This window comes from Streptomyces sp. NPDC006335, from assembly GCF_040612795.1.
GTDB lineage: Bacteria > Actinomycetota > Actinomycetes > Streptomycetales > Streptomycetaceae > Streptomyces.
Genome location: NZ_JBEXQX010000023.1, coordinates 60684 through 80073 on the forward strand (window position 1 = coordinate 60684; position 19390 = coordinate 80073).

Here is a 19390-nt window from a genome sequence, read left to right on the forward strand (position 1 = left end):
GCCACGTCGCCGGCGAAGGGAGCAGCAGCCCCTCCGCAACGGGTCCGCGGCGGCCGGCCCTCGGCTTCGGCCGGTGGCGTTGTCAGTGGTGGAGTGCAGGATGACGGCATGACCACACCAGTTGCGCAGATCGTGGACGCCGCCGCCTACGCGCAGGCCGTCGAGGACGTCGTGTCGGCCGCGGCCGCCTATTACACGGACGGCACCTCTCCGCTCGACGACGACGCCTACGACCAGTTGGTGCGCGGCATCGCCGCGTGGGAGTCCGCACACCCCGATCAGGTGCTGCCCGCCTCGCCGACCGGAAAGGTGGCCGGCGGTGCGGTCGAGGGCGATGTGCCGCACACGGTGCCGATGCTGAGCCTGGACAACGTGTTCTCGCCCGAGCAGTTCACGGCGTGGGCGGCCTCGCTGGCCCGCCGGATCGGGCACGAGGCGGAACGCTTCAGTGTGGAGGCCAAGCTGGACGGTCTCGCCGTCGCGGCGCGTTACACCCAGGGACGCCTGACCCGGCTGATCACCCGAGGCGACGGGATCGCCGGGGAGGACGTCTCGCACGCCATCGGCACCCTCGAAGGGCTGCCGGCGCGGCTGGAGCAGCCGGTCACTGTGGAGGTGCGCGGTGAAGTCCTGATGACCAGGGCCCAGTTCGAGCACGCCAACGAGGTGCGCACCGCGCACGGCGGGCAGCCGTTCGCCAACCCGCGCGGCGCGTCCGCGGGCACCCTGCGGGCCAAGGACCGCGCGTACACGGTGCCGATGACGTTCTTCGGGTACGGCCTGCTGCCCCTGCCGGACACGGACACCGAACTCATCGAGCACCTGGACGGGCTCGCGCACAGCGAACTGATGGCCGTGACCGCCCGGCTGGGTGTCCACACCCTCGCCGCCACCGCGGTGCCCACCGTCACCGTCGTGACCGGGGAGGAGGTCCTGGAGCGCGTACGGGAGATCGCCGCGCTCCGTGCGGAGCTGTCCTTCGGGATCGACGGCATCGTCGTCAAGGCCGACCTGGCCGACGACCAGCGGGCCGCCGGATCCGGCTCGCGTGCGCCTCGCTGGGCGATCGCCTACAAGCTCCCCGCCGTGGAGAAGATCACCCGTCTGGTGGAAGTGGAGTGGAACGTGGGCCGCACCGGGATCATCGCCCCGCGCGGCGTCCTCGAGCCGGTGGAGATCGAGGGCGCCACCATCACCTACGCGACGCTGCACAACCCGGCCGACATCACCCGCCGTGATCTGCGGCTCGGAGATCACGTGATGGTTCATCGCGCCGGTGATGTCATCCCTCGGATCGAGGCACCGGTCGCCCACCTGCGCACCGGTGACGAGCAGCCGATCGCGTTCCCCGAGGTGTGCCCGCGGTGCGGCTCCGCCATCGACACCAGCCAGGAACGCTGGCGGTGCGAGCAGGGTCGCAACTGCCACCTCGTGGCCTCCCTCTCCTACGCTGCCGGCCGCGATCAGCTCGATATCGAGGGCCTGGGCGCCACCCGCATCGTCCAGCTCGTCGAGGCGGGCCTGGTGGCCGACCTCGCCGACTTGTTCACCCTCACCCGCGACCAGCTCCTGACGTTGGAGCGGATGGGCGCGACCAGCACCGACAACCTGCTCGCAGCCATCGCCACGGCCAGGACACGGCCGCTGTCGCGGGTGCTGTGCGCGCTCGGGGTCCGCGGCACCGGACGCTCCATGTCCCGTCGCATCGCCCGTCACTTCGCCACCATGGACAACATCCGCGCTGCCGACGCCGAAACGATGCAGCAAGTCGAGGGCATCGGCACCGAGAAGGCTCCCTCCATCGTCGCCGAACTCGCCGAACTCGCGGATCTGATCGACAAGCTCGCCGCGGCCGGGGTGAACATGACCGAGCCCGGCGCGACCCCGCCCAGGCCCCCGGCCGACGACACCCCCGGCGACGCGGAGGCCCCAGGGGAAGTCGGGCCGCTGGCCGGGATGACGGTCGTAGTCACCGGTGCGATGACCGGCGTGCTGGAGAGACTCAGCCGCAACCAGATGAACGAACTCATCGAGCGCGCGGGTGGCCGCTCCTCCTCCAGCGTCTCCAAGAAGACCACCCTCGTCGTCGCCGGAGAAGGCGCGGGGTCCAAGCGTGTGAAGGCCGAAGACCTCGGTATCCGCCTGGCCACCCCGGACGAATTCGCCGCCCTGGTAGCCGACTTCACCATCTGACCCCAACCCCGGCGGTGGGTTGCCACGACTCACGACGGTCAATCGCCCCCCGGGACGCCACGCCGTAACCATTCGCCTGAAGCTCCACGGGGCCCTTCGCCGAGCGGCGACCGCCCTCCGCACGTCATCAACCAGAGCCCCGGCTGGTCTCCCCGGTCCAGCCGAGGCTTTTCCACACTCCCGCTGACGCCCGCGCGTTCATCGGCGACGCCCCGTCGGGGAGCGGCCCAGCAGGACGGACGTAGAACGGAGGCGGATCTCGGTGGTCTCGGCCACCGGTGACCGCGCCGTGCTTCTCAGCGCCCCAGCGGCACCCCCGTAGCCAGTGCCGCCGTCACCGGATGCGTCGGTGAGCTGAAGAGCTGTGCGGTGGGCCCCGATTCGACCACGTGCCCTTCGGACAGGACGACCAGGGTGTCCGTGCGGTCGGCCACCAGGCGCAGGTCATGGCTGACGAGGACCAGGGACAGCCCTCGCCGGTCACGGAGTTCGGTCAGCAGGTCCATGACGGCCGCGGCGGTGTCCCCGTCCAGTGCGGACGTCACCTCGTCGCAGAACAGGACGTCGGGTTCGGTGGCCAACGCGCGGGCGATGGAGACGCGTTGGCGCTGTCCGCCGGACAGCTCGTGGGGGTAGCGGTCGGCGGTCGCGGCGGGCAGGCCGACCTGGTCGAGGAGTTCCAGGACGCGGGAGGGCGCGTCGGCCCGGCCGGTGCGACGGTGCAGGAGGAGAGGGCGGCGCAGGGTCGCCCCCACCGTGCGGCTGGGGTTGAGGGCGCCGAGCGGGTCCTGCGGGACGAGTTGCAGGCGACGGCGTTGCTCTCGGGAGCGGCGATGAGCGGCGGGCGCGAGTGGCGCGTCCTCCAGGGCGACCGTACCGGCGGTGGGGCGGTGCAGGCCGACCAGTGTGCGCAGCAGGGTCGTCTTGCCGGAGCCGGAGGCGCCGACGATGCCCAGGCTACTGCCGGCGGCGAGGGTCAGGTCGATGCCGTGGAGTACGGGGACTCGCCGGCCGCGGTGGGTGTGGGCGGCGTGCAGACCGGACGCGGTGAGGGTCGGGGCGCCATCGGCCGGGAGGTGGACGCGCGAGTTGGTGGTGCGCGGCGCGGGCACGGCCGCTTCGGGGCGCGGGCCGGTCAGGTCCACGACGTCGTCGGCGAGCCGGGCCACCAGGTCGGTGTCGTGGCAGGACAGGGCGATGGCGATGCGGTGGTGCTCGGCGAGGTGGCTCAGGAGGTCGGCGATCTCGTCGCGCAGCGCCGGGTCGAGTCCGGCCGTCGGCTCGTCCAGGAGGAGGACGGCCGGGCGGCGGGCCAGCGCCCGGGCCAGGGCGACCCGCCGCTGCTGGCCGCCCGAGAGCCCGCCGATCCGGCGGTCCGGCAGGCCCTGGTCGACGGGCAGCCGCACTTCGGTGAGCTGGGCCAGGATCGCCTCGCGGCCGGCGTCCACGGCGACTTCGGCGAGCAGGCGGCGCACGCTCATCCGCGGGTTGAGGCCGGAGCCGGGGTCCTGGCCGACGTAGGCGAGTCGGTGTCGGCGCAGGCTGCGCAGGGCGGGGGCGGACAGGGCGAGCGGGTCCTGGCCGAGGACGGTGACGGTGCCGGCGGTGCGTTCGGTGCCGGGGGGCAGGGCTCCCGCCACGGCACGCAGCAGGGTGGTCTTGCCGCACCCGGAGGGTCCGACGACGGCGGTGACACGCCCGGGGGCCAGTTCCAGGTCGGCGCGGTCCAGCAGAACGCGGCCGCTGGGGGCGGTGACGGTCAGGCCGGCGACCTGGACCGTCCCCGGGCCTCCGTTCACGTGGCTGTCGGCGTACCAGTCGGGCATGTGGTTCACAGTGCGGGTACCGCCTTCCGGCCGGTCGGGGGCACGAGGGTGGCGGCCGCCAGGTTGACGCTCATGGCCAGCAGGCCGATGGCGATGCTGGGGGCGAGGACGGCCCAGGGGTTGAGGAGGATGCCCGGGGAGTTCTCGCGGATCATCAACGCCCAGTCGGCGGCGGGTGGTTGGGGGCCGACCTGGAGGAATCCCGCGGTCGCGACGAGGTACACGGCGGCGACGAAGCGCAGCCCGAAGAGGGCGAGCAGGGTGGCCCGCAGGTTGGGCAGTACCTCCCGTACGACGAGGTGCCACAGGCGCTCGCCGCCGACGGCGGCCGCCGCCACGTACCCGGAGGCCGCCACGGGCGCGGCAGCGCCGGCGACCAGGCGCACCGCGTAGGGAACGCCCAGGACGACGGAGGCGGTGACGACGGCGAGGCGTCCGCCGTCCGGCCAGGACAGGGTGACCAGGAGGATGCCGAGGACGGCCGGGAGCAGCATGAGCACGTCCGCGGTGCGTTCGATGATCCGGCCGACACCCGGGCGCAGGACGCTGATGACGCCGAGGAGGGCGGCCGCCGCCGTGACGAGGACGGCCACGAGCAGGGAGGTCACGACGAGTTCGCGTCCACCGGCCAGCATCCGGCTGAGGACGTCCCGGCCCAACTGGTCGCCGCCCAGCGGTGCTTCGCCGCCGGGTTCCGCGTACGGGGCGGTGACCGGGGCGTCGATGGCGTGCGGGGCGAGCCAGGGGCCGGCCAGGGCGAGGGCGGCGAGCAGCAGGGCCGGGAGCATCCGCAGGACCCTTCCGCGCCGTCGGACGCCGGTGGTGTGTGCCGTCGCTGCTATGGCTGGCGTGGTCATGTCCGGCCTCCGGAAGCCCAGGCGCGTACGAGGTCGGCGATCAGCAGGACGCCCGTGAGAACGGCTCCGGTGACGGCGACGACGCCGGCGATGACGGGACTGTCCCGGTCGGTGACCGCTCCGGCGAGGACGGAGCCGATGCCGGGGTAGTTGAAGATGGTCTCCACCACGACCGCGCCGCCCAGCAGCATGCCGGTGGAGGTGGCGAGGCCGGCCGCGATGGTGGGCAGTGCGCCGGGGAGCAGATGGTGGGTCAGGATCCGGTGCGGGGGCAGTCCGTCGAGCACGGCGGTCTCGATGTGCGGCGCCTTGGCCTCGTCGGCGAGCGCGGCCCGTACGATCCGGACGTTCCAGCCGATCTGCGGGACGGCCAGGGCGAGCACGGGCAGTACGAGCATCCGCCAGGAGGCGGGCGAGCCGTCGGCGTCGGTGAGGGTGACGGCGGGCAGCCAGTCGGTCCACAGGGCGAAGACCAGCACCAGGGCCACCGCGACCACGAACTCGGGCAGGGCGAGGACGCCGGTGGCGCTCGCCGAGACGGCCCGGTCGATCCTGCCGCCGGGCCGGGCCGCCGCCCAGCAGCCGAGCGCGACGGAGGCGATCAGCGTCAGCAGCAGGGCGAGTCCGCCGAGCAGCAGGGTGTTGGGGAAGGGGCGGGAGAGCAGGTCGGCGACGGACTCGCCGCGGGCCGAGGTGCCGAGGTCTCCGGTGGGCAGGCCGGTCATCCAGTCCCAGAAGCGTTCCAGGACCGGCTGGTCGAGGCCGAGGAGCCGGCGCCGTTCGGCGAGGTCGGCCGCGCTCTCCCCCCGTTCGGAGGTGGCGGTGGCCGCGTCGCCCGGCAGCAGTTCCACGGCGGCGAAGACCACGGCGAGCAGGACGGCGAGGAGCAGCACCCGGCGCGCGAGAACGCCGGCCACGTGCACGGCGGTTCGCGCGAACGCCGGAACCGGCCGGGGCAGGACGCTGCCGCCGGCCGGTTCGTCGCGGGTCAGCGAGCCAGCCATGCCGTCTCGAGCTGGACACGCCCGTAGCCGGGCAGGGTGGGCAGATCGCGTACGGCCGCGCCCGCGAGGTCGATGCCGTCGGCCATGCCCCACAGCAGGTAGCCGGACTCGTCGTACTCGATCTGCTGGAGCTCACGCAGCGTCCTGGTGCGGGCCGCGGGGTCCTTCGTGGCCATCGCCTTCCTGTACGCGGCGTCGAAGGCGGCGTTCTTCCAACCGGCCTCGTTCTGGCCGGAGTCGGAGACCATGGTCTTGCTGGCGAAGAACACCACGGAGTCGTTGGTGCCCCAGTAGGTGGTGTAGAGGTCGCCCTTGAGCCAGGTCTTGTCCCAGAAGGTGGCGGACTCCTGCTTGACCACCTTGACCTTGACCCCGGCCTCGCGGACCTGGGAGGCGAACAGGGTGGCCGCCTCGGCGAGGCCCGGGATGTCCTCGGTGGTCAGCAGCTCGTACGTCTTCGACAGGTCGAACTTGGCTTCCGCCAGCAGCGACTTGGCCTTGGTGAGGTCGCGGGCGCGCTGCGGGATGTCCTTGGCGTAGGCGGGGTCGCCGGTGCCGAGGATGTCATTGGCGACCGTGCCGTAGCCGGACAGCACCTGCTTGACCATCGCCTCGCGGTCCACGGCCAGCCGCAGCGCCTCCCGCACCTTCGCGTCGGCGAACGGGCCGTCGGCGGTGCGCAGGACGATCGGCATCGCCATGTCGTTGGGGCGGCGCACGATCTGGATGTCGCCGCGCTTCTCGGCCGTACGGGCCGCGACCGCGCCGACGTTGGAGGCGACGTCGATCTGCCCGGCGAGGAGCGCGTTGGCCATGGCCTGCGGGCTCTCGAAGATCTTGACCTCGATGGCGTCGAGGAGGACCTCACCGCCGTACCAGTCGGGGTTGCGGACCAGTCGGGCGTTGCCGGAGCGGAACCAGTCCAGCTTGAACGGGCCCGTGCCCGGGGCCTTGCCGAGGTCCTTGTCCGCGGTGTCCTTCTTCAGCACGAAGGTCGTCAGGCGGGTCAGCAGGGGCAGTTCGGCGTTGGCGTAGTCGGACACGAGTACGACGGTGTCGTCGCCGCCGGCCTTGATGTTCTCCGGCTTGATGCCCGGCAGCCGGGACGCGCCCGAGGGCGTGTTGCGCAGTCGCTGGAGCGACCAGACGACGTCGGCGGCGGTGACGGGTGTGCCGTCGTGGAACTTCGCACCCTTGGCGATCGTGAAGGTCCACGTCTTGAGGTCGTCCGACGCCTTCCAGGAGGAGGCGAGGCGGGGGACGGTGTTGGGCTTGGCGCCGGGAACGGTGAGGGTGTCGTACACCAGCGAGATGATCAGGTAGTCGCTCTCGTTGGCCTGGGTGCCGTGCGGGTCACGGGTGATGGCCGAGGCGCGACCCAGGGCGCCGACACGGAGGGTGCCGCCGCTGCGGGGCTTCTCGGTCCCCTTCGCCGATGACTTGGACGAGGTCTCGTCGCCGTCACCACAGGCGGCCAGGAGTGCGGCCGCGCCTATTCCGCCGCCGGCCCACAGCACTTGGCGTCTGTTCCAGTTCACGTACGACCTCGTTCCAGTCACATGGGGCAAGTTGCTTAGGTGTGCCTACCCTAAGAAGATCCTTTGCGCAACCCATGAGCGGTGTTTCCGCGGTTTCTGTCGGGGCGTCAAATCGGCGCACAGGAGCACGCGTCGACACCTCGGGCCCGGTGGAGCGCCAGCGGGAGCACAAGACCGTAGTTAGGATTGCCTTACCTAATACAGACTGATACGTTGCGGCACGCCAGGGCACAGGCAGTTCACAGAGACGCGTTTCCGTCCCACCCTCACCCGCACCCGGAACGGATGACTCCGCATGCCCACGGGAGCCGCACCCCTACGGCAGCTCGACGCGCCCGCCGTCCACGAGCTGACCGCCACCGCCCAGAAGATCCTCGCCGATCTCGGTAGTTCGGCAACGAGCCCCGAGTTGCTCCGCCGGGTGGCCCTGTCCGCCGCCCGTCTTGGCGAAACGATTCGCCACCCATGTCGCCCGGTCGACACCGACGACGGCCTCTACGTCCTGCGCGGTCTGCACGTCGACGACGGCGGAGTCGGCCCCTCTCCCGCGAGTTGGGCCGTGGCGGGCGACAGCGCGGCCGAGTGGGACGTGCTCCTGCTCCTGCTCGCCGCCGTCATGGGCCACCCGATCGCCTGGCAGGGACAGCAGGGGGGACGGTTCGTGCACAACATCGTGCCCTCCCCCGGACACGAGCAGGAACAGACCGGCGCGAGCAGCGCCGTGCTGCTCAGCCCGCACACCGAGGACGCCTTCCACCCCGGCCGGGCCCACCTGCTGCTGCTCGCCTGCATGCGCAACCACGACGCCGTCGCCACCACCGCCGCCAGCGTCCGCAAGGTCCGCCTCGACCCGGACGACATGGCCCTGCTGTCCCGGCCGGTGCTGCCGATCCTCCCCGACGACGCCTACACCGAGGCACGCTCGTTCACGGGCGAGCCGCCCAAGGTGCCCGTCCTGTGGCAGACCGAGAACGGACCGACCCTGCGCTACGACCCCGCCTACACCCCGCTCGACGAGGCACCCGCCGACTACCGCGCCGCCTACGACCGGCTGACCGCCGAGCTGGAACGCGTGTCGGTCGCCGTCGCTCTGGAGCCCGGCGACGTCCTGGTCGTCGACAACGACCTGGTCGTCCACGGCCGGGTGCCGTTCAGGGCCCGCTACGACGGCACCGACCGCTGGCTCAAGCGCGCCTCGGTGCGCGTTCCCGGCCGCCGCACCCGCCCGCTGGCCGAGGCCGACGAACACGGGTACGGCCAGGCCGCGCTCGTGGCCCACCTCTGACGTCCCGCCCGAAAGGAACAGCCGTGACCGCGGACGACAGCACCCTGCGCCTGCTCAGCACCAGCGACATCGCCGGCATCGAGATATCGCTGCCGGACGTCGTGGACGTCGTCGAGCACGCCTACCGCGCCCTCGCCGAGGGCAGGTCGGCCAACCCCCGCAAGCTCACCGTGAAGCCCGAGAACGGTCACTCCGTCTCCTACGCCATGCTCGGCCGCGACGGCGTCCGCAACGTCGTCGCGATCAAGACGTCGTACAAGCACGGCCTGGACAAGGGCCGCGAGGAACAGCACTACTACACGACCCTGACCCTCTACGACGACATCACCGGTCTGCCGGTGGCGATGATGGACTGCGGCCGGGTCGGCTCGCTGCGCACTCCGGCCGTCTCCGCGCTGCTCGCCCGCGAGCTGGCGGCGCCGGGCAGCCGCAGTGCGCTGGTCATCGGCACCGGAACGCAGGGACGGCTGGCTCTGCCGTTCCTGCTCACCACCCTGCCGGATCTGGACCGGCTGATGGTCTACGGCACCCACCCCGACGGCCTCGCGGCGGTCCGCGAGCGACTCCACCACTACTTCCCCGACCGGGAGTTGGAGGTCGTGGACGACGTACGGGCCGCCGCGGCCGGCGCCGACGTGGTGGTCGCCACCGCCGGAGGGCACACGCCCGCCGCGGTCGAGGCCTCCGACCTGAAGCCGGGCGCGCTGTCCATCCTGGTCGGCCACGGCATCGCGCCCTCCACCCTGCACCGTGCGGACCGGGTGGTCGCCACCAGTGAGGCGCAGATGAAGGTCACCGGGACCGACATGGCCGACGCGGACGGCGACTTCCCGCCCGTGGACGCGGAGTTCCCCGATGTCGTGGTGGGCCGGGCGAAGGGCCGGCAGTCGGCGGAGGAGCGGATCTTCGCCTACAACAGCGGCCTGGTCGTCACCGACATCGCCCTGGGGCACCGGTTCGCGCAGCTCGCCGTGGAACAGGGTCTGGGAACGCGGGTGTCGCTGTGGCGGTGACCCGCACGTCCTCGGCCTCCCCGCCGCTGCCCGCCCACCCCGATCCGCAGCTCGACGCCGTCCTGGGCAGCGGGCTGCCGCACGAGCTGTCGTACGCCATCGGCGGCCCCTTCCATCTGCTGCTCCCCGAGCGCTTCGACGCCAACGCCGCCGATTTCGAAGGCGCGTTGCGCGAGGCCGGTGTCGACGGCCGCGTGTACTACGCGAAGAAGGCCAACAAGGCCGCCGTGTGGATGGACCGTTGCGCGCTGTCCGGCAGGGGCGTGGACGTGGCCAGTGCCGGGGAGCTCCGGGACGCCCTCGGCCACGGGGTCCGCGGCGAGGACGTGGTGGTCACCGGGCCCGCCAAGGCCGAGCCCCTGCTCCAGGTCGCCGTGCTGCAAGGGTGCCTGATCGCCGTGGACGCGCTCGACGAGCTGGAGCGTGTCGTCGCGCTGGCACGCGCCCTGGCCCGTCCGGCGCGCGTGCTGCTGCGGCGGCTGCCACCGGCACAGCCCCACAGCCGATTCGGCCTCGACGACGGCGAGTTGGAGACCGCACTCGGCCGCTGCGCGGAGGCCGGGCAGGCCCTCGTCATGGAGGGTTTCTCCTTCCACCTGTCCGGCTACTCCCCCGCGCTGCGCGCGGAGTCGGCGGGCGAGCTCGTCGAACTGTGCCTCAATGCACGGGCCTTGGGACTGCGGGCGGACCGGATCAGCATCGGCGGCGGCTTCGCCGTCGACTACACGGACGCCGAACACTGGGAAACCTTCCGACGCGAGCAGCGGCCCGAGCAGTACCACGCGAACAAGTCCTTCACTCCGGACGACTTCTACCCGTACCACTCCCCCGTGGCGGGCGCCGACGCCCTGCGGGCCGTCCTCGCCACGGACGGTCTCGCGAGACGCCTGCGCGAGGCGGGCGTGGCACTCCTGCTGGAACCGGGACGGGCCCTGCTGGACCGGGCCGGCTGCACGGTGTTCCGGGTGCAGGGCGTCAAGGACCGCGCCGGCTACGGCATCGTCACCGTGGACGGCAGCAGCCTCAGCCTGTCCGAGCAGTGGTTCAACAGCGAGTACCTGCCGGATCCGGTGCTGCTGCCCGGGCACCGGTCCCAGGGCGAGCCGTACGCCGCCTGCGTGGGCGGTGCCACCTGCCTGGAGTCCGACATGGTCACCTGGCGCAAGGTGCGCTTCCCCAGCCGCCCGGCCGTCGGTGACCTGCTGGTCTATCCCAACACCGCCGGGTACCAGATGGACTCCAACGAGTCACCGTTCCATGAACTGCCGCTCCCCCCGAAGGTCGTGCTCGACACCACCGGCGGAACCACCCGCTGGCGGCTCGACCGCCATCCACTCGCCTGACTCTCTCCCCACCTTCCCCACTTGGAGCCATCCGATGGACAAGGCGCTCTCGCGTCCCGCCGTGGTCAGCCGCGTCTCCGAACTCATAGGCCACACCCCGCTCTTCGAGCTGTGCCGCACCGACACCGGCAGCCGACTGCTGCTGAAGCTGGAGCAGTTCAACCCCACCGGCACCGCGAAGATCCGCATGGCCCGGCAGATGGTCCTCGACGCCGAGGAGCGCGGACTGCTGGGCCCGGGCGGACGCATCGTCGAGTCGACCTCCGGCAACACCGGTCTGGGCCTCGCCGTCATCGCCGCCGAGCGCGGCTACACCTTCACAGCCGTCGTCGACCATCACGCCGCCGCCGACAAACTGCGCGGCATGAAGGCCCTCGGCGCCGAACTCGTCTACGTCGCCGACGACGGCGACGAGGAGCTGGCCACCGCCGCTCGTGAGGAGTTCGCCGAGAAGCTGGCGGCCGAGAGCGACAACGCCTACTTCACCGAGCAGCACAACAACCCCGCCAACGGCGACGGTTACCGGCCGGTGGCGCATGAACTCGCCGCCGCACTGGACGGCCGCATCGACGTCCTGATCGGTGCCGTGGGAACCGGCGGCGGGCTGTTCGGGACCGGCGGGGAGCTGCTTCGGCTCGTGCCGGGGGTGCGGATCGTCGGGGTCGAGCCGAAGGGGTCGATCGCCTTCGGGCCGCCCGCACACGACTACTACCAGTCCGGCACCGGCACACCCGAGGGGGCGACCATCGGCGCGATGGTGGACTACGAGCTGTTGGACGAGGGCACGAAGGTGGGTGACGTCGAGGCCTTCGCCACCGCGCGCGTGCTGGCCCGCCGCATCGGGCTCCTCATCGGTGGCTCCGCGGGCGGCGTCGTGTACGAGGCGCTGACCCGGATGTCGTCCCTCGCGCCCGGTACGACTATGGTCGCGCTGGTCAACGACGGAGGCGAGAAGTACATGGACACCGTCTTCAACGACGACTGGATGACCGCACGCGACCTGATCGACCCGGCCGTCGAGCGTGAGATCGACGAGCTGCTGACCAAACTCCGCGAGAACTGACACCGATGCCGACACCGCTCACCACACTGCTCCGCGACAGCCGCGCCCTGGCCGGCCTGGCCGTCCCGCTCGCCCTGACCCAGCTCGCCCAGGTCGCCCTCACCACCACCGACACCGTGATGATGGGCCTGATGGGCGCCGAGGCACTGGCCGGCGGCGGCCTTGCGCTGGTCATCTTCAACCAACTGCGCACCATGGGCGTCGGCATGGTCACCGCCGTCGGCAACCAGGTCTCCGCCGCCTCCGCCCGTGCCGAGGACGAGGAACTCACCGACACCGCCAGGGAAGAGGTCCGGGACATCGTCCGCGCCGCCCTCGCCCTGGCCACCCTGTCCGGCGTCGTCGGCGCGCTCGTCATCCTGCTGATCGGCCGCGCCGTCGCGTACCTCGGCCAGGATCCGGACGTCGTCGACACGGCCTGGCCGGTGCTGCTCGCGCTCGCGCCCGGCCTTGTCCCCTGTCTCTGGTTCCAGGCGATACGGCAGTTCACGGTCGGCATGCGCCGGCCACAGGCCCTGCTCCAGATCACCATCGCCTCGGTCGCCGTCAACGCGGCCCTCAACTGGGGCCTGGTCCACGGCACTTGGATCCTCCCGGACCTGGGCCTGCCCGGCATCGGCGTCGCCACCTCACTCGTGTACGCGCTGACCTGCCTCGCCCTGTACGTCTCCGCACGCCGCGACCCGGCACTCGCCCCGCTGCTGGACATCCGGATCTGGAAGGCCCGCCCGGCCACCCTGCGCCGCCTGACCGGCCTGGGCGTGCCCATCGCCGCCACCTACGGCTCCGAGGCGGGCTTCTTCTCCGTCGTCGCCCTGATCATCGGCACCTTCGGCAGCGCCGCCCTGGCCGCGCACACCGCCGTCAACCAGCTCATCTACATCGTCTTCCAGATCGCGGTCGGCCTCTCCCACGCCGCCTCCCTCAACGTCAGCCGTGAACTCGCCCTGACCCGGATCTCCGCGGCCCGGCGCATCAAGAACACCGCCCTGGCATGCGCGGCGACCGTGATGGCGGTGGTCGGCGTCGTCTACCTGACCGTCCCCGGCCTGGTGCTGCGCCCCTTCCTCGACCCGTCGGCACCCGAAGGGCACACCGCGACGGACATCGCCACGAACCTCCTGCTGATCGCGGCCGTACTGCAGTTCTTCGACTGCGCCCAGAACATCGGCGTCGGCCTGCTGCGCGGCCTGGACGACACCAAGAGCGGCTTTCGCATCACCCTGGTCGGCTACTGGCTGATCGGCCTGCCCGCCGCCTGGCTGCTGGGCGATCTCGCCGGGCTGGAGACCGTCGGCGTCTGGCTCGGCCTCCTCACCGGCCTCGCCGCGACCGCGCTGCTGCTGCTGCGCCGGTACGGCCAGGCGCTGGCCGTGCGGGCTGCGAAGGAGCCGGCTGTGGCGTGAGATGTCCCGGTGGGGGTGGAGCGAGGTACCCATGGGTGTCGTTCGGGCGGTGACTGCTGGGGCTCACTCTCCGCGGGAAGCCCGGAATGGTCCGCGCGCCGCATGCGGACACCGGGATGCCGACACCACTTCGGTGGCGCGGGTGGAGGCGCTGTCGAGCCCGGCCACCGGGGGCGGACGTACGCGCTGACCGGCCCGAAGCCGGTGACCGCCCGCCGGCAGGTCGCGCTTCGGGCTGGGGTCCGGCCCCCCCTCCGGCCCCCTCCGCTGCGTCCCGCCGATGAGTTTTCGGCGGTGGTGCCGTCTACCTCTCGACGAAGGGAGCGCACCATGCGCAAGATCATTGTTTGCACGTTCCTGACCCTGGACGGCGTCATGCAGGCGCCGGGGGGCCCCGACGAGGACACTCAGAGCGGCTTCGAGCACGGCGGCTGGCAGAAGCCGGTGAGCGACGACGAGGTCGGCGCCGCCATCGCCGGTTGGTACGAGTCCTCCGACGCGATGCTGCTCGGCCGCAAGACGTACGAGATCTTCGCGTCGTACTGGCCGACCGCCGACCCCGACAACCCGTTCACCCATCGCATGAACAGCATGCACAAGTACGTGGCGTCTCGAACCCTCACGTCCGTCGGCTGGCAGAACTCCACGCTGCTGGAGGGCGAGGTCGCCGACGCCGTACGCACGCTGAAGGCGTCCGACGGAGGCGACATCAACGTCGTCGGCAGCGGCGACCTCGCCCAGACCCTCATGCGGCACGGCCTCGTCGACGAATTCCGGCTGACCATCCATCCGGTGATCATCGGCACCGGCAAGCGGCTGTTCGCCGACGGAACGATCCCGACGGCACTGGAGCCGGTCAGCGTCTCGACGACCAAGAGCGGCACCGTCGTCGGCGTCTACCGGCCGAACGGCACGCCCGGATACGACAGTTACTAGTCAGCGGTAGCGCACGGATCCTCGCCAACTCCCATACGGCAGCCGTCACTTCGGTGCACTTGGTGTGCGACACGGCCTGCGTGGGGATTCCCGTCCTGTGCAGACCATCGCCCAGCGAACGGAGTCGACATGGAGTACCCGGACCTTTCCGCACTGCCCGCGGAGCTGCGGGAGGACGTGACCGCTCGCGGTTCGCTCAACGTCTTCCGGATGATGATGCACTCCCCCGCGCTGGCTCCCGGTGTGCTGGCTCTGGGGGACGCGATCCTGCGGCGGAACACACTGCCGGACCCCCTGCGCGAACTCGCCATCGTGCGGGTCGGTCATGCCTACCGGGCGGCGTACGAGATCCACCACCACGAGAACATCGCCCGTCTCGTCGGCCTCGGTGAGGAGGCGATCACCGCCGCCGCGACCGGTTCCACCAAGGGCCTGTCCGCATCCGAGGCAGCCGTCCTCGCCGCCACCGACCGACTGCTCGCCCGGCATTCACTCGACGACGCCGCACGCAAGGAGCTCCTCGCGTTCCTGACGGTGAACCAGCTCGCCGACCTCGTCATCACCGTCGGCTTCTACCAACTGATCTGCGACTTCCTCAACACCTTCGAGGTGACGACTGAGGGTGAGGCGCCGCCGCCCTATGGCGACGTGCCGCCCGCCGGGAGCGATGTGGGCCGGTGAAGCAGGCACAAGGATCGGCACCGCTGGAGTGATGGAGGCGTAATCGCCACTTCCTTTCCTCTGTCGTGACGCGGAGGAAGCGGATTCCTCTACCTGCCCGGCCGCATACCAGCCGCGCGAGTCCGTCGCGTGCGATCAGACGTTCCTCCCGCTACATGATCCCTGACTTCGCGCGGCGGTACGGCAGGGCTGTGAGCCGTGGCAAGCGGAATCTAGCTCGCTGCAGGTCAGCCGCCCCCGCGTGCCGGGGCCTCGGCATTCCGGGCGCGCGTGAGGCAGCCTTCCCAGTGGGTCCTCGGCGCTCCTGCGGGCGCTCAGCGCTCCGCGCGGCGCGCCAGCACCACGGAGTCCTCGGCCTCGACCGGCCCGGTGTCCCGCTTGAGCGTGCGCGTGCGCTGCTCCACGACGACAGGCTCGAAGTCGTCCGGCAGACCAGGGAGGAGTTCCGCGGCGAGGAACATCGCCTTGCGGTGGCTCTCGGAGAGGTGCGTGAACTCGTGGGACGGCGCATGCCCGACCACCAGGAGCAACCCGCCGGGGGCGACGGCTGCGGCGAGACGGCGGGTCACGTCGACCATGCCGCCGTCCGGGGCGTGCAGGTAGTGGCTGGTGACCAGGTCGTACGCGCGGTCACCGGCATCGAAGGTCCTGGCGTCCACCTGCCACCAGTCGACGCGATCGGCCACGCCGGCCTGCTCGGCGTGGCGGGCGGCACGGGCCAGGCCCTCGGCGGAGAAGTCGGCGCCGGTCACGCGCCAGCCCTGCCCGGCCAGCCAGACCACGTCGCCTCCCTCGCCGCAACCGACGTCCAGCGCCGTGCCAGGGCTCAGCTCACCGGCGGTAGCGACGAGCTGCGGATTGGGTTCGCCGCTCCAGAACCGCTCCTGGCCCGCGTACCGCTCGTCCCAGGCCGCCGGCTCGAACATCTCGGCGGCCGCCTGCTCGCCGGCCTCGCCGCTTCGGCCGTGCTCGTGGTGTCCTGACACCGGATGCCTCCCGCTGCTCGTGATGCTGTGCCGTTCGCCCCACTCGGGCGCGCTGTCGATGGTGCTCGGACCTGCGCCGATCCGCACGCAAAGTTGCCGGACCAGCAAAGAGCAGGGCTCTTGGAGACCTGGCTCCGACAAGACCTGCAGATCACGCGTCTCGACGGCCGCTCCAGAGGACCTCGGTCGCTGGGCAGCATGCAGCTCACCCGGCACCCTCCAACACGGCCATGACTCCCACGCCCCGACGGCCTACACGGTCACCGGAAGCGCTACGAGCCCGCGAACCAACCGAGTGCGCCGCCAGTCAAGTCGATCGGACGGCACGGCAAGCCGGATGCCGGGGAACCGGGTCAGCACCGCGCGCAGGGCGATCTCCGCCTCGGCCTTGGCCAGGGGCGCGCCGACACAGCGGTGGATGCCGTGACCGAAGCTGAGATGAGCGGCGGCGTCCCGGTCCAGGTCCAGCAGGTCCGGTGACGGGAAGCGCACGGGGTCACGGTTGGCCGCGCCAAGACAGACCAGGACCGGGGCCCCGGCCGGGATGTCGACACCGCCGAGCGTGACCGCCTCCGTCGTGAACCGGAAGGTGGCCGTGCTGACGGGGGAATCGAACCGGAGCAACTCGTCCAGCGCCGCCGGGATGTCGTCCGGACTCTTCCGAAGTCGATCCAACTCGGCAGGGCGCTGCAACAGTGCCAGGACGGCGTTGCCGAGGAAGTTGGTGGTGGTCTCGTGTCCGGCGACGAGCAGCAGCACCGCAAGGGACACCAGTTCCTCCTCGCTCAGACGGTCTGCGCCGTCGCGAGCGGAGATGAGGTGGTCGAGGAGACAGTCCCCGGGGTCCAGGCGCTTGGTGGCGACGAGACCGGTCATGTAGTCGGCCATGGCGTGCGAGGCCGCGTCGATGACGTCGGGCCTGCCTGCCGCGAACAGTTCTCCGGACCAGCGCTGTACGTCGGGCCGGTCCTCCTGCGGGACTCCGAGCAGTTGGCAGATCACGATGACCGGCAGCGGGACCGCCAGGGCGCTCACGAAGTCGAAGCGTTCGCCGACCGGCCATCGGTCCAGCAGTTCCTCGGTGACCTGCGCGATGAACGGACGCAGCCGCGCGACGGCCCCGGCCGTGAAGGCCTTGGTCACCGACTTGCGCAGCCGGGTGTGCCGGGGCGGGTCGGTGGCCAGCATGGTGTGCGCCACCGCGGGATGCAGACGGCGCCGCGACTCCTTGCCCGCGAAGAAGGCGGCCGTGTCCTTGGAGAGCCGAGGGTCGCTCAAGGCCTGCCTGGCTTCCGCGTACCCGGTGACCAGGTAACTGGGGTGCCCGCCCGACTCCGTGGGCATGGACCGCACCGGACATCTGGACCGCAGGGCCGCCAAGGCGGGATAGGGGTCCTGGAGGAAGCGGGGGTCCTGAGTCGGGTCGGTCATGCTGCCAGGCTCCAACGGACCCTGCCCCCAACCTCGGCGACACGCGCAACCCGGGCCGTTTGAGCGCCAGTTGCGTGGAGGGCGGCGCTGGAAGAGTCGGCGGCAGTGGGGCCGGCCGGCGGCGGAATCCGTGATGTTGACGCGGCCCGCGGCCCTGCACGACGGTCATGCGAGTGTTTGCTCTCGGGCGGCGTGCGCCGTCGCGGTGTCCGCACGCGGCGCACGCCGCCTCCCCACTACCAGCACCAGGCCGACGCCGAACCCGAGCGTTGCCGGACATGGTGCGGATCAGCGGACGGTCAGCCCCGCGGGGACACGGAGCCGGTGACCGCGTTGTAGAAGGGTTCGGCCATGCCCGCGAGCGTCGACGCCCCTGCCATGAACGGGGTGAAGGGGTCGATGGAGGCCGACTGAGCGTCCTGGTTCCTGTCGTCGGCCATGGCCGGGGTGCCGCCTTGGAGGGCGACAACGGCGACGAGTACGACAGCGGCACGATGGAGCAGAGGAGTTCGCATGTCCGTCTCAACGACGTGTTCCTCGGCAGGTCACAGCGCTGAAGTTTGTGTGATCGGCGCAGACCTGGGTCAACAGCGCGTGCCCAGTCATCCGTTTTGATTGACCATGCGACGCCTCGGGCACGTCTTATTACTTCCCCGGTCGGGGTTACAGATGATCGTGAACTCCCCCGCCCTTTCGTCGGAAGGTTCACGCTGTCATGCGATCCCACGTATCCGAGGTGGATCTGCCCCCTCTTTTCTGCCCTCTGGAATCGGAACTCCATCCCGGAGTCCGACGTATCGAGAAGCGGGCCGTGGAATGGATCGAGAGCAGCGGAATGTGCGCTGCGGAACGGGAGAAAGCCTGGGTCGTGGCGACACACAGTGCTGATTTCTACGCCCGTTTCACCCCGGTGGCCGACGAGGACCGGTTGCTGGCCGCGGCTCTGTGGGTCTACTGGGGCTTCGCGTTCGACGACGCCCGCTGTGACAGCGGGCCCCTCAGTGGCCGGCCCGCGCAGTTCAACGCCCTGGCCGGACAGGTGCAGCGGGCCTGCGAGACGGACTCGGCACGGCCCGACGACCGGTACGCCCGCGCTTTGCAGGACATCATGCGCCGGTTCCGTTCGTTCGCCCCACCCACGCAGGTCAGCCGTTTCGTCCATGCCCACCGCGCATGGCTGTCGGGGGTGGCATGGCAGATCGGCAACCAGGCCGTGGGCCGTATGCCGGAGCTGGATGAGTTCCTGACGATGCGTCTGCTGGCGGCCGGCGGGCACCCCACGTTCGCGCTGCTTGAGCTGGCGACGGGAAGCGAGCTGTCCGACCGGGACCTGTACCGCCCGGCGGTGCAGGCGCTGACCGAGATGGCGATCATGATTGCCTCCCTCGACAACGACCGGCACTCCCTGCACAAGGAGATGTCCCGCGGCCACGCGGACCAGAACATCTACACCGTACTGATGGCCGAGCGCGCTCTTCCCCTTCAGCAGGCCGTGTACGAGGCCAACGCGCTGCGCGACCGCATCCTCGTGCGGTTTCTGCAGTTGCACGACCGCGTACGACCGACGGCCGGCGCGGATCTCGCCCTCTACCTGCAGGGGCTGCGCTACGGCCTGCGGGGCAACAACGAGTGGGGGATGCGCGTCCCCCGCTACCTCAGCCTGGGCCGCTGGCCGGACGAGAGGGAGGACCTGTCGCTCACGTTCGCCCAAGAGCCGTCCGACACCCGGCCGGGGCCGGTGGAGGGCGCGCCCGGTATCGCCTGGTGGTGGGACGCGGACCTCGCCTGACACCGGTCCGGGACTCCGCTGCTCACCGCCGTCGGAGGC

The 19390-nt window shown here is 71.2% G+C and carries 16 protein-coding genes; 9 read left to right on the top strand and 7 right to left on the bottom strand.

What is annotated here, in order from left to right:
• The first annotated feature begins 108 nt into the window (after positions 1-108).
• Positions 109-2193, top strand: a complete 2085-nt coding sequence (gene ligA, locus ABZ098_RS39515) for an NAD-dependent DNA ligase LigA (protein ID WP_356598879.1) — start codon at positions 109-111, stop codon at positions 2191-2193.
• 296 nt (positions 2194-2489) lie between these two features.
• On the opposite strand, the gene ABZ098_RS39520 is transcribed toward ligA, so the two are convergent.
• Genes ABZ098_RS39520 through ABZ098_RS39535 form a run of 4 tightly spaced genes read right to left on the bottom strand, consistent with a single transcriptional unit; the run spans position 2490 to position 7418 of the window.
• Positions 2490-4019 carry an ATP-binding cassette domain-containing protein gene (locus ABZ098_RS39520; RefSeq protein ID WP_356598881.1) on the bottom strand — a complete coding sequence of 510 codons (1530 nt, stop codon included), beginning with the start codon at positions 4017-4019 and terminating at the stop codon, positions 2490-2492.
• 5 nt (positions 4020-4024) lie between these two features.
• A complete protein-coding gene (locus ABZ098_RS39525) occupies positions 4025-4876 on the bottom strand; it encodes an ABC transporter permease subunit (protein ID WP_356598883.1) in 852 nt (283 codons plus the stop codon).
• A complete protein-coding gene (locus ABZ098_RS39530; RefSeq protein WP_356598885.1) occupies positions 4873-5880 on the bottom strand; it encodes an ABC transporter permease in 1008 nt (335 codons plus the stop codon). The genes ABZ098_RS39525 and ABZ098_RS39530 overlap by 4 nt, the downstream gene beginning before the upstream one ends.
• Positions 5865-7418: an ABC transporter substrate-binding protein gene (locus tag ABZ098_RS39535; protein ID WP_356598887.1), complete on the bottom strand. Its 1554-nt coding sequence runs from the start codon at positions 7416-7418 to the stop codon at positions 5865-5867. Before ABZ098_RS39535 ends, ABZ098_RS39530 begins: the two co-directional genes overlap by 16 nt.
• 295 nt (positions 7419-7713) lie before the next feature.
• On the opposite strand from ABZ098_RS39535, the gene ABZ098_RS39540 reads away from it, so the two are divergent.
• The 7 genes from ABZ098_RS39540 (at position 7714) to ABZ098_RS39570 (ending at position 15145) form a co-directional block, all read left to right on the top strand.
• A complete protein-coding gene (locus ABZ098_RS39540) occupies positions 7714-8703 on the top strand; it encodes a TauD/TfdA family dioxygenase (protein WP_356598889.1) in 990 nt (329 codons plus the stop codon).
• A 23-nt stretch (positions 8704-8726) separates the two neighbouring features.
• Positions 8727-9716, top strand: coding sequence for an ornithine cyclodeaminase family protein (locus tag ABZ098_RS39545; protein WP_356598891.1), 990 nt, complete (start codon positions 8727-8729; stop codon positions 9714-9716).
• The gene (locus ABZ098_RS39550; RefSeq protein ID WP_356598893.1) at positions 9707-11059 is read left to right on the top strand and encodes a Y4yA family PLP-dependent enzyme; all 1353 of its coding nucleotides are present in this window, start codon (positions 9707-9709) and stop codon (positions 11057-11059) included. The genes ABZ098_RS39545 and ABZ098_RS39550 overlap by 10 nt, the downstream gene beginning before the upstream one ends.
• Positions 11060-11093: 34 nt before the next feature.
• On the top strand, positions 11094-12122 hold the full coding sequence (locus tag ABZ098_RS39555; protein ID WP_356598895.1) for a cysteine synthase family protein: 1029 nt from the start codon (positions 11094-11096) through the stop codon (positions 12120-12122).
• Positions 12123-12127: 5 nt separating this feature from the next.
• Entirely contained in the window at positions 12128-13528 is a 1401-nt protein-coding gene (locus ABZ098_RS39560) for an MATE family efflux transporter (RefSeq protein WP_356598897.1), read from the top strand.
• 330 nt (positions 13529-13858) lie between these two features.
• Entirely contained in the window at positions 13859-14464 is a 606-nt protein-coding gene (locus tag ABZ098_RS39565) for a dihydrofolate reductase family protein (protein ID WP_356598899.1), read from the top strand.
• 129 nt (positions 14465-14593) lie between these two features.
• A complete protein-coding gene (locus ABZ098_RS39570) occupies positions 14594-15145 on the top strand; it encodes a carboxymuconolactone decarboxylase family protein (RefSeq protein ID WP_356598901.1) in 552 nt (183 codons plus the stop codon).
• A gap of 314 nt (positions 15146-15459) precedes the next feature.
• On the opposite strand, the gene ABZ098_RS39575 is transcribed toward ABZ098_RS39570, so the two are convergent.
• The 3 genes from ABZ098_RS39575 to ABZ098_RS39585 all read right to left on the bottom strand — a co-directional run bounded on the left by ABZ098_RS39575 (position 15460) and on the right by ABZ098_RS39585 (position 18077).
• On the bottom strand, positions 15460-16131 hold the full coding sequence (locus ABZ098_RS39575) for a class I SAM-dependent methyltransferase (RefSeq protein ID WP_356598903.1): 672 nt from the start codon (positions 16129-16131) through the stop codon (positions 15460-15462).
• Between the two features lie 252 nt (positions 16132-16383).
• The gene (locus tag ABZ098_RS39580) at positions 16384-17562 is read right to left on the bottom strand and encodes a cytochrome P450 (RefSeq protein WP_356598905.1); all 1179 of its coding nucleotides are present in this window, start codon (positions 17560-17562) and stop codon (positions 16384-16386) included.
• A 299-nt stretch (positions 17563-17861) separates the two neighbouring features.
• Positions 17862-18077 carry a hypothetical protein gene (locus ABZ098_RS39585; protein ID WP_356598907.1) on the bottom strand — a complete coding sequence of 72 codons (216 nt, stop codon included), beginning with the start codon at positions 18075-18077 and terminating at the stop codon, positions 17862-17864.
• Between the two features lie 353 nt (positions 18078-18430).
• Here ABZ098_RS39585 and ABZ098_RS39590 point away from each other — a divergent pair, with 353 nt between their 5' ends.
• Complete coding sequence (locus ABZ098_RS39590; RefSeq protein ID WP_356598909.1) at positions 18431-19351, top strand: terpene synthase family protein; 921 nt, start codon at positions 18431-18433, stop codon at positions 19349-19351.
• The last annotated feature ends 39 nt before the right edge of the window (positions 19352-19390 follow it).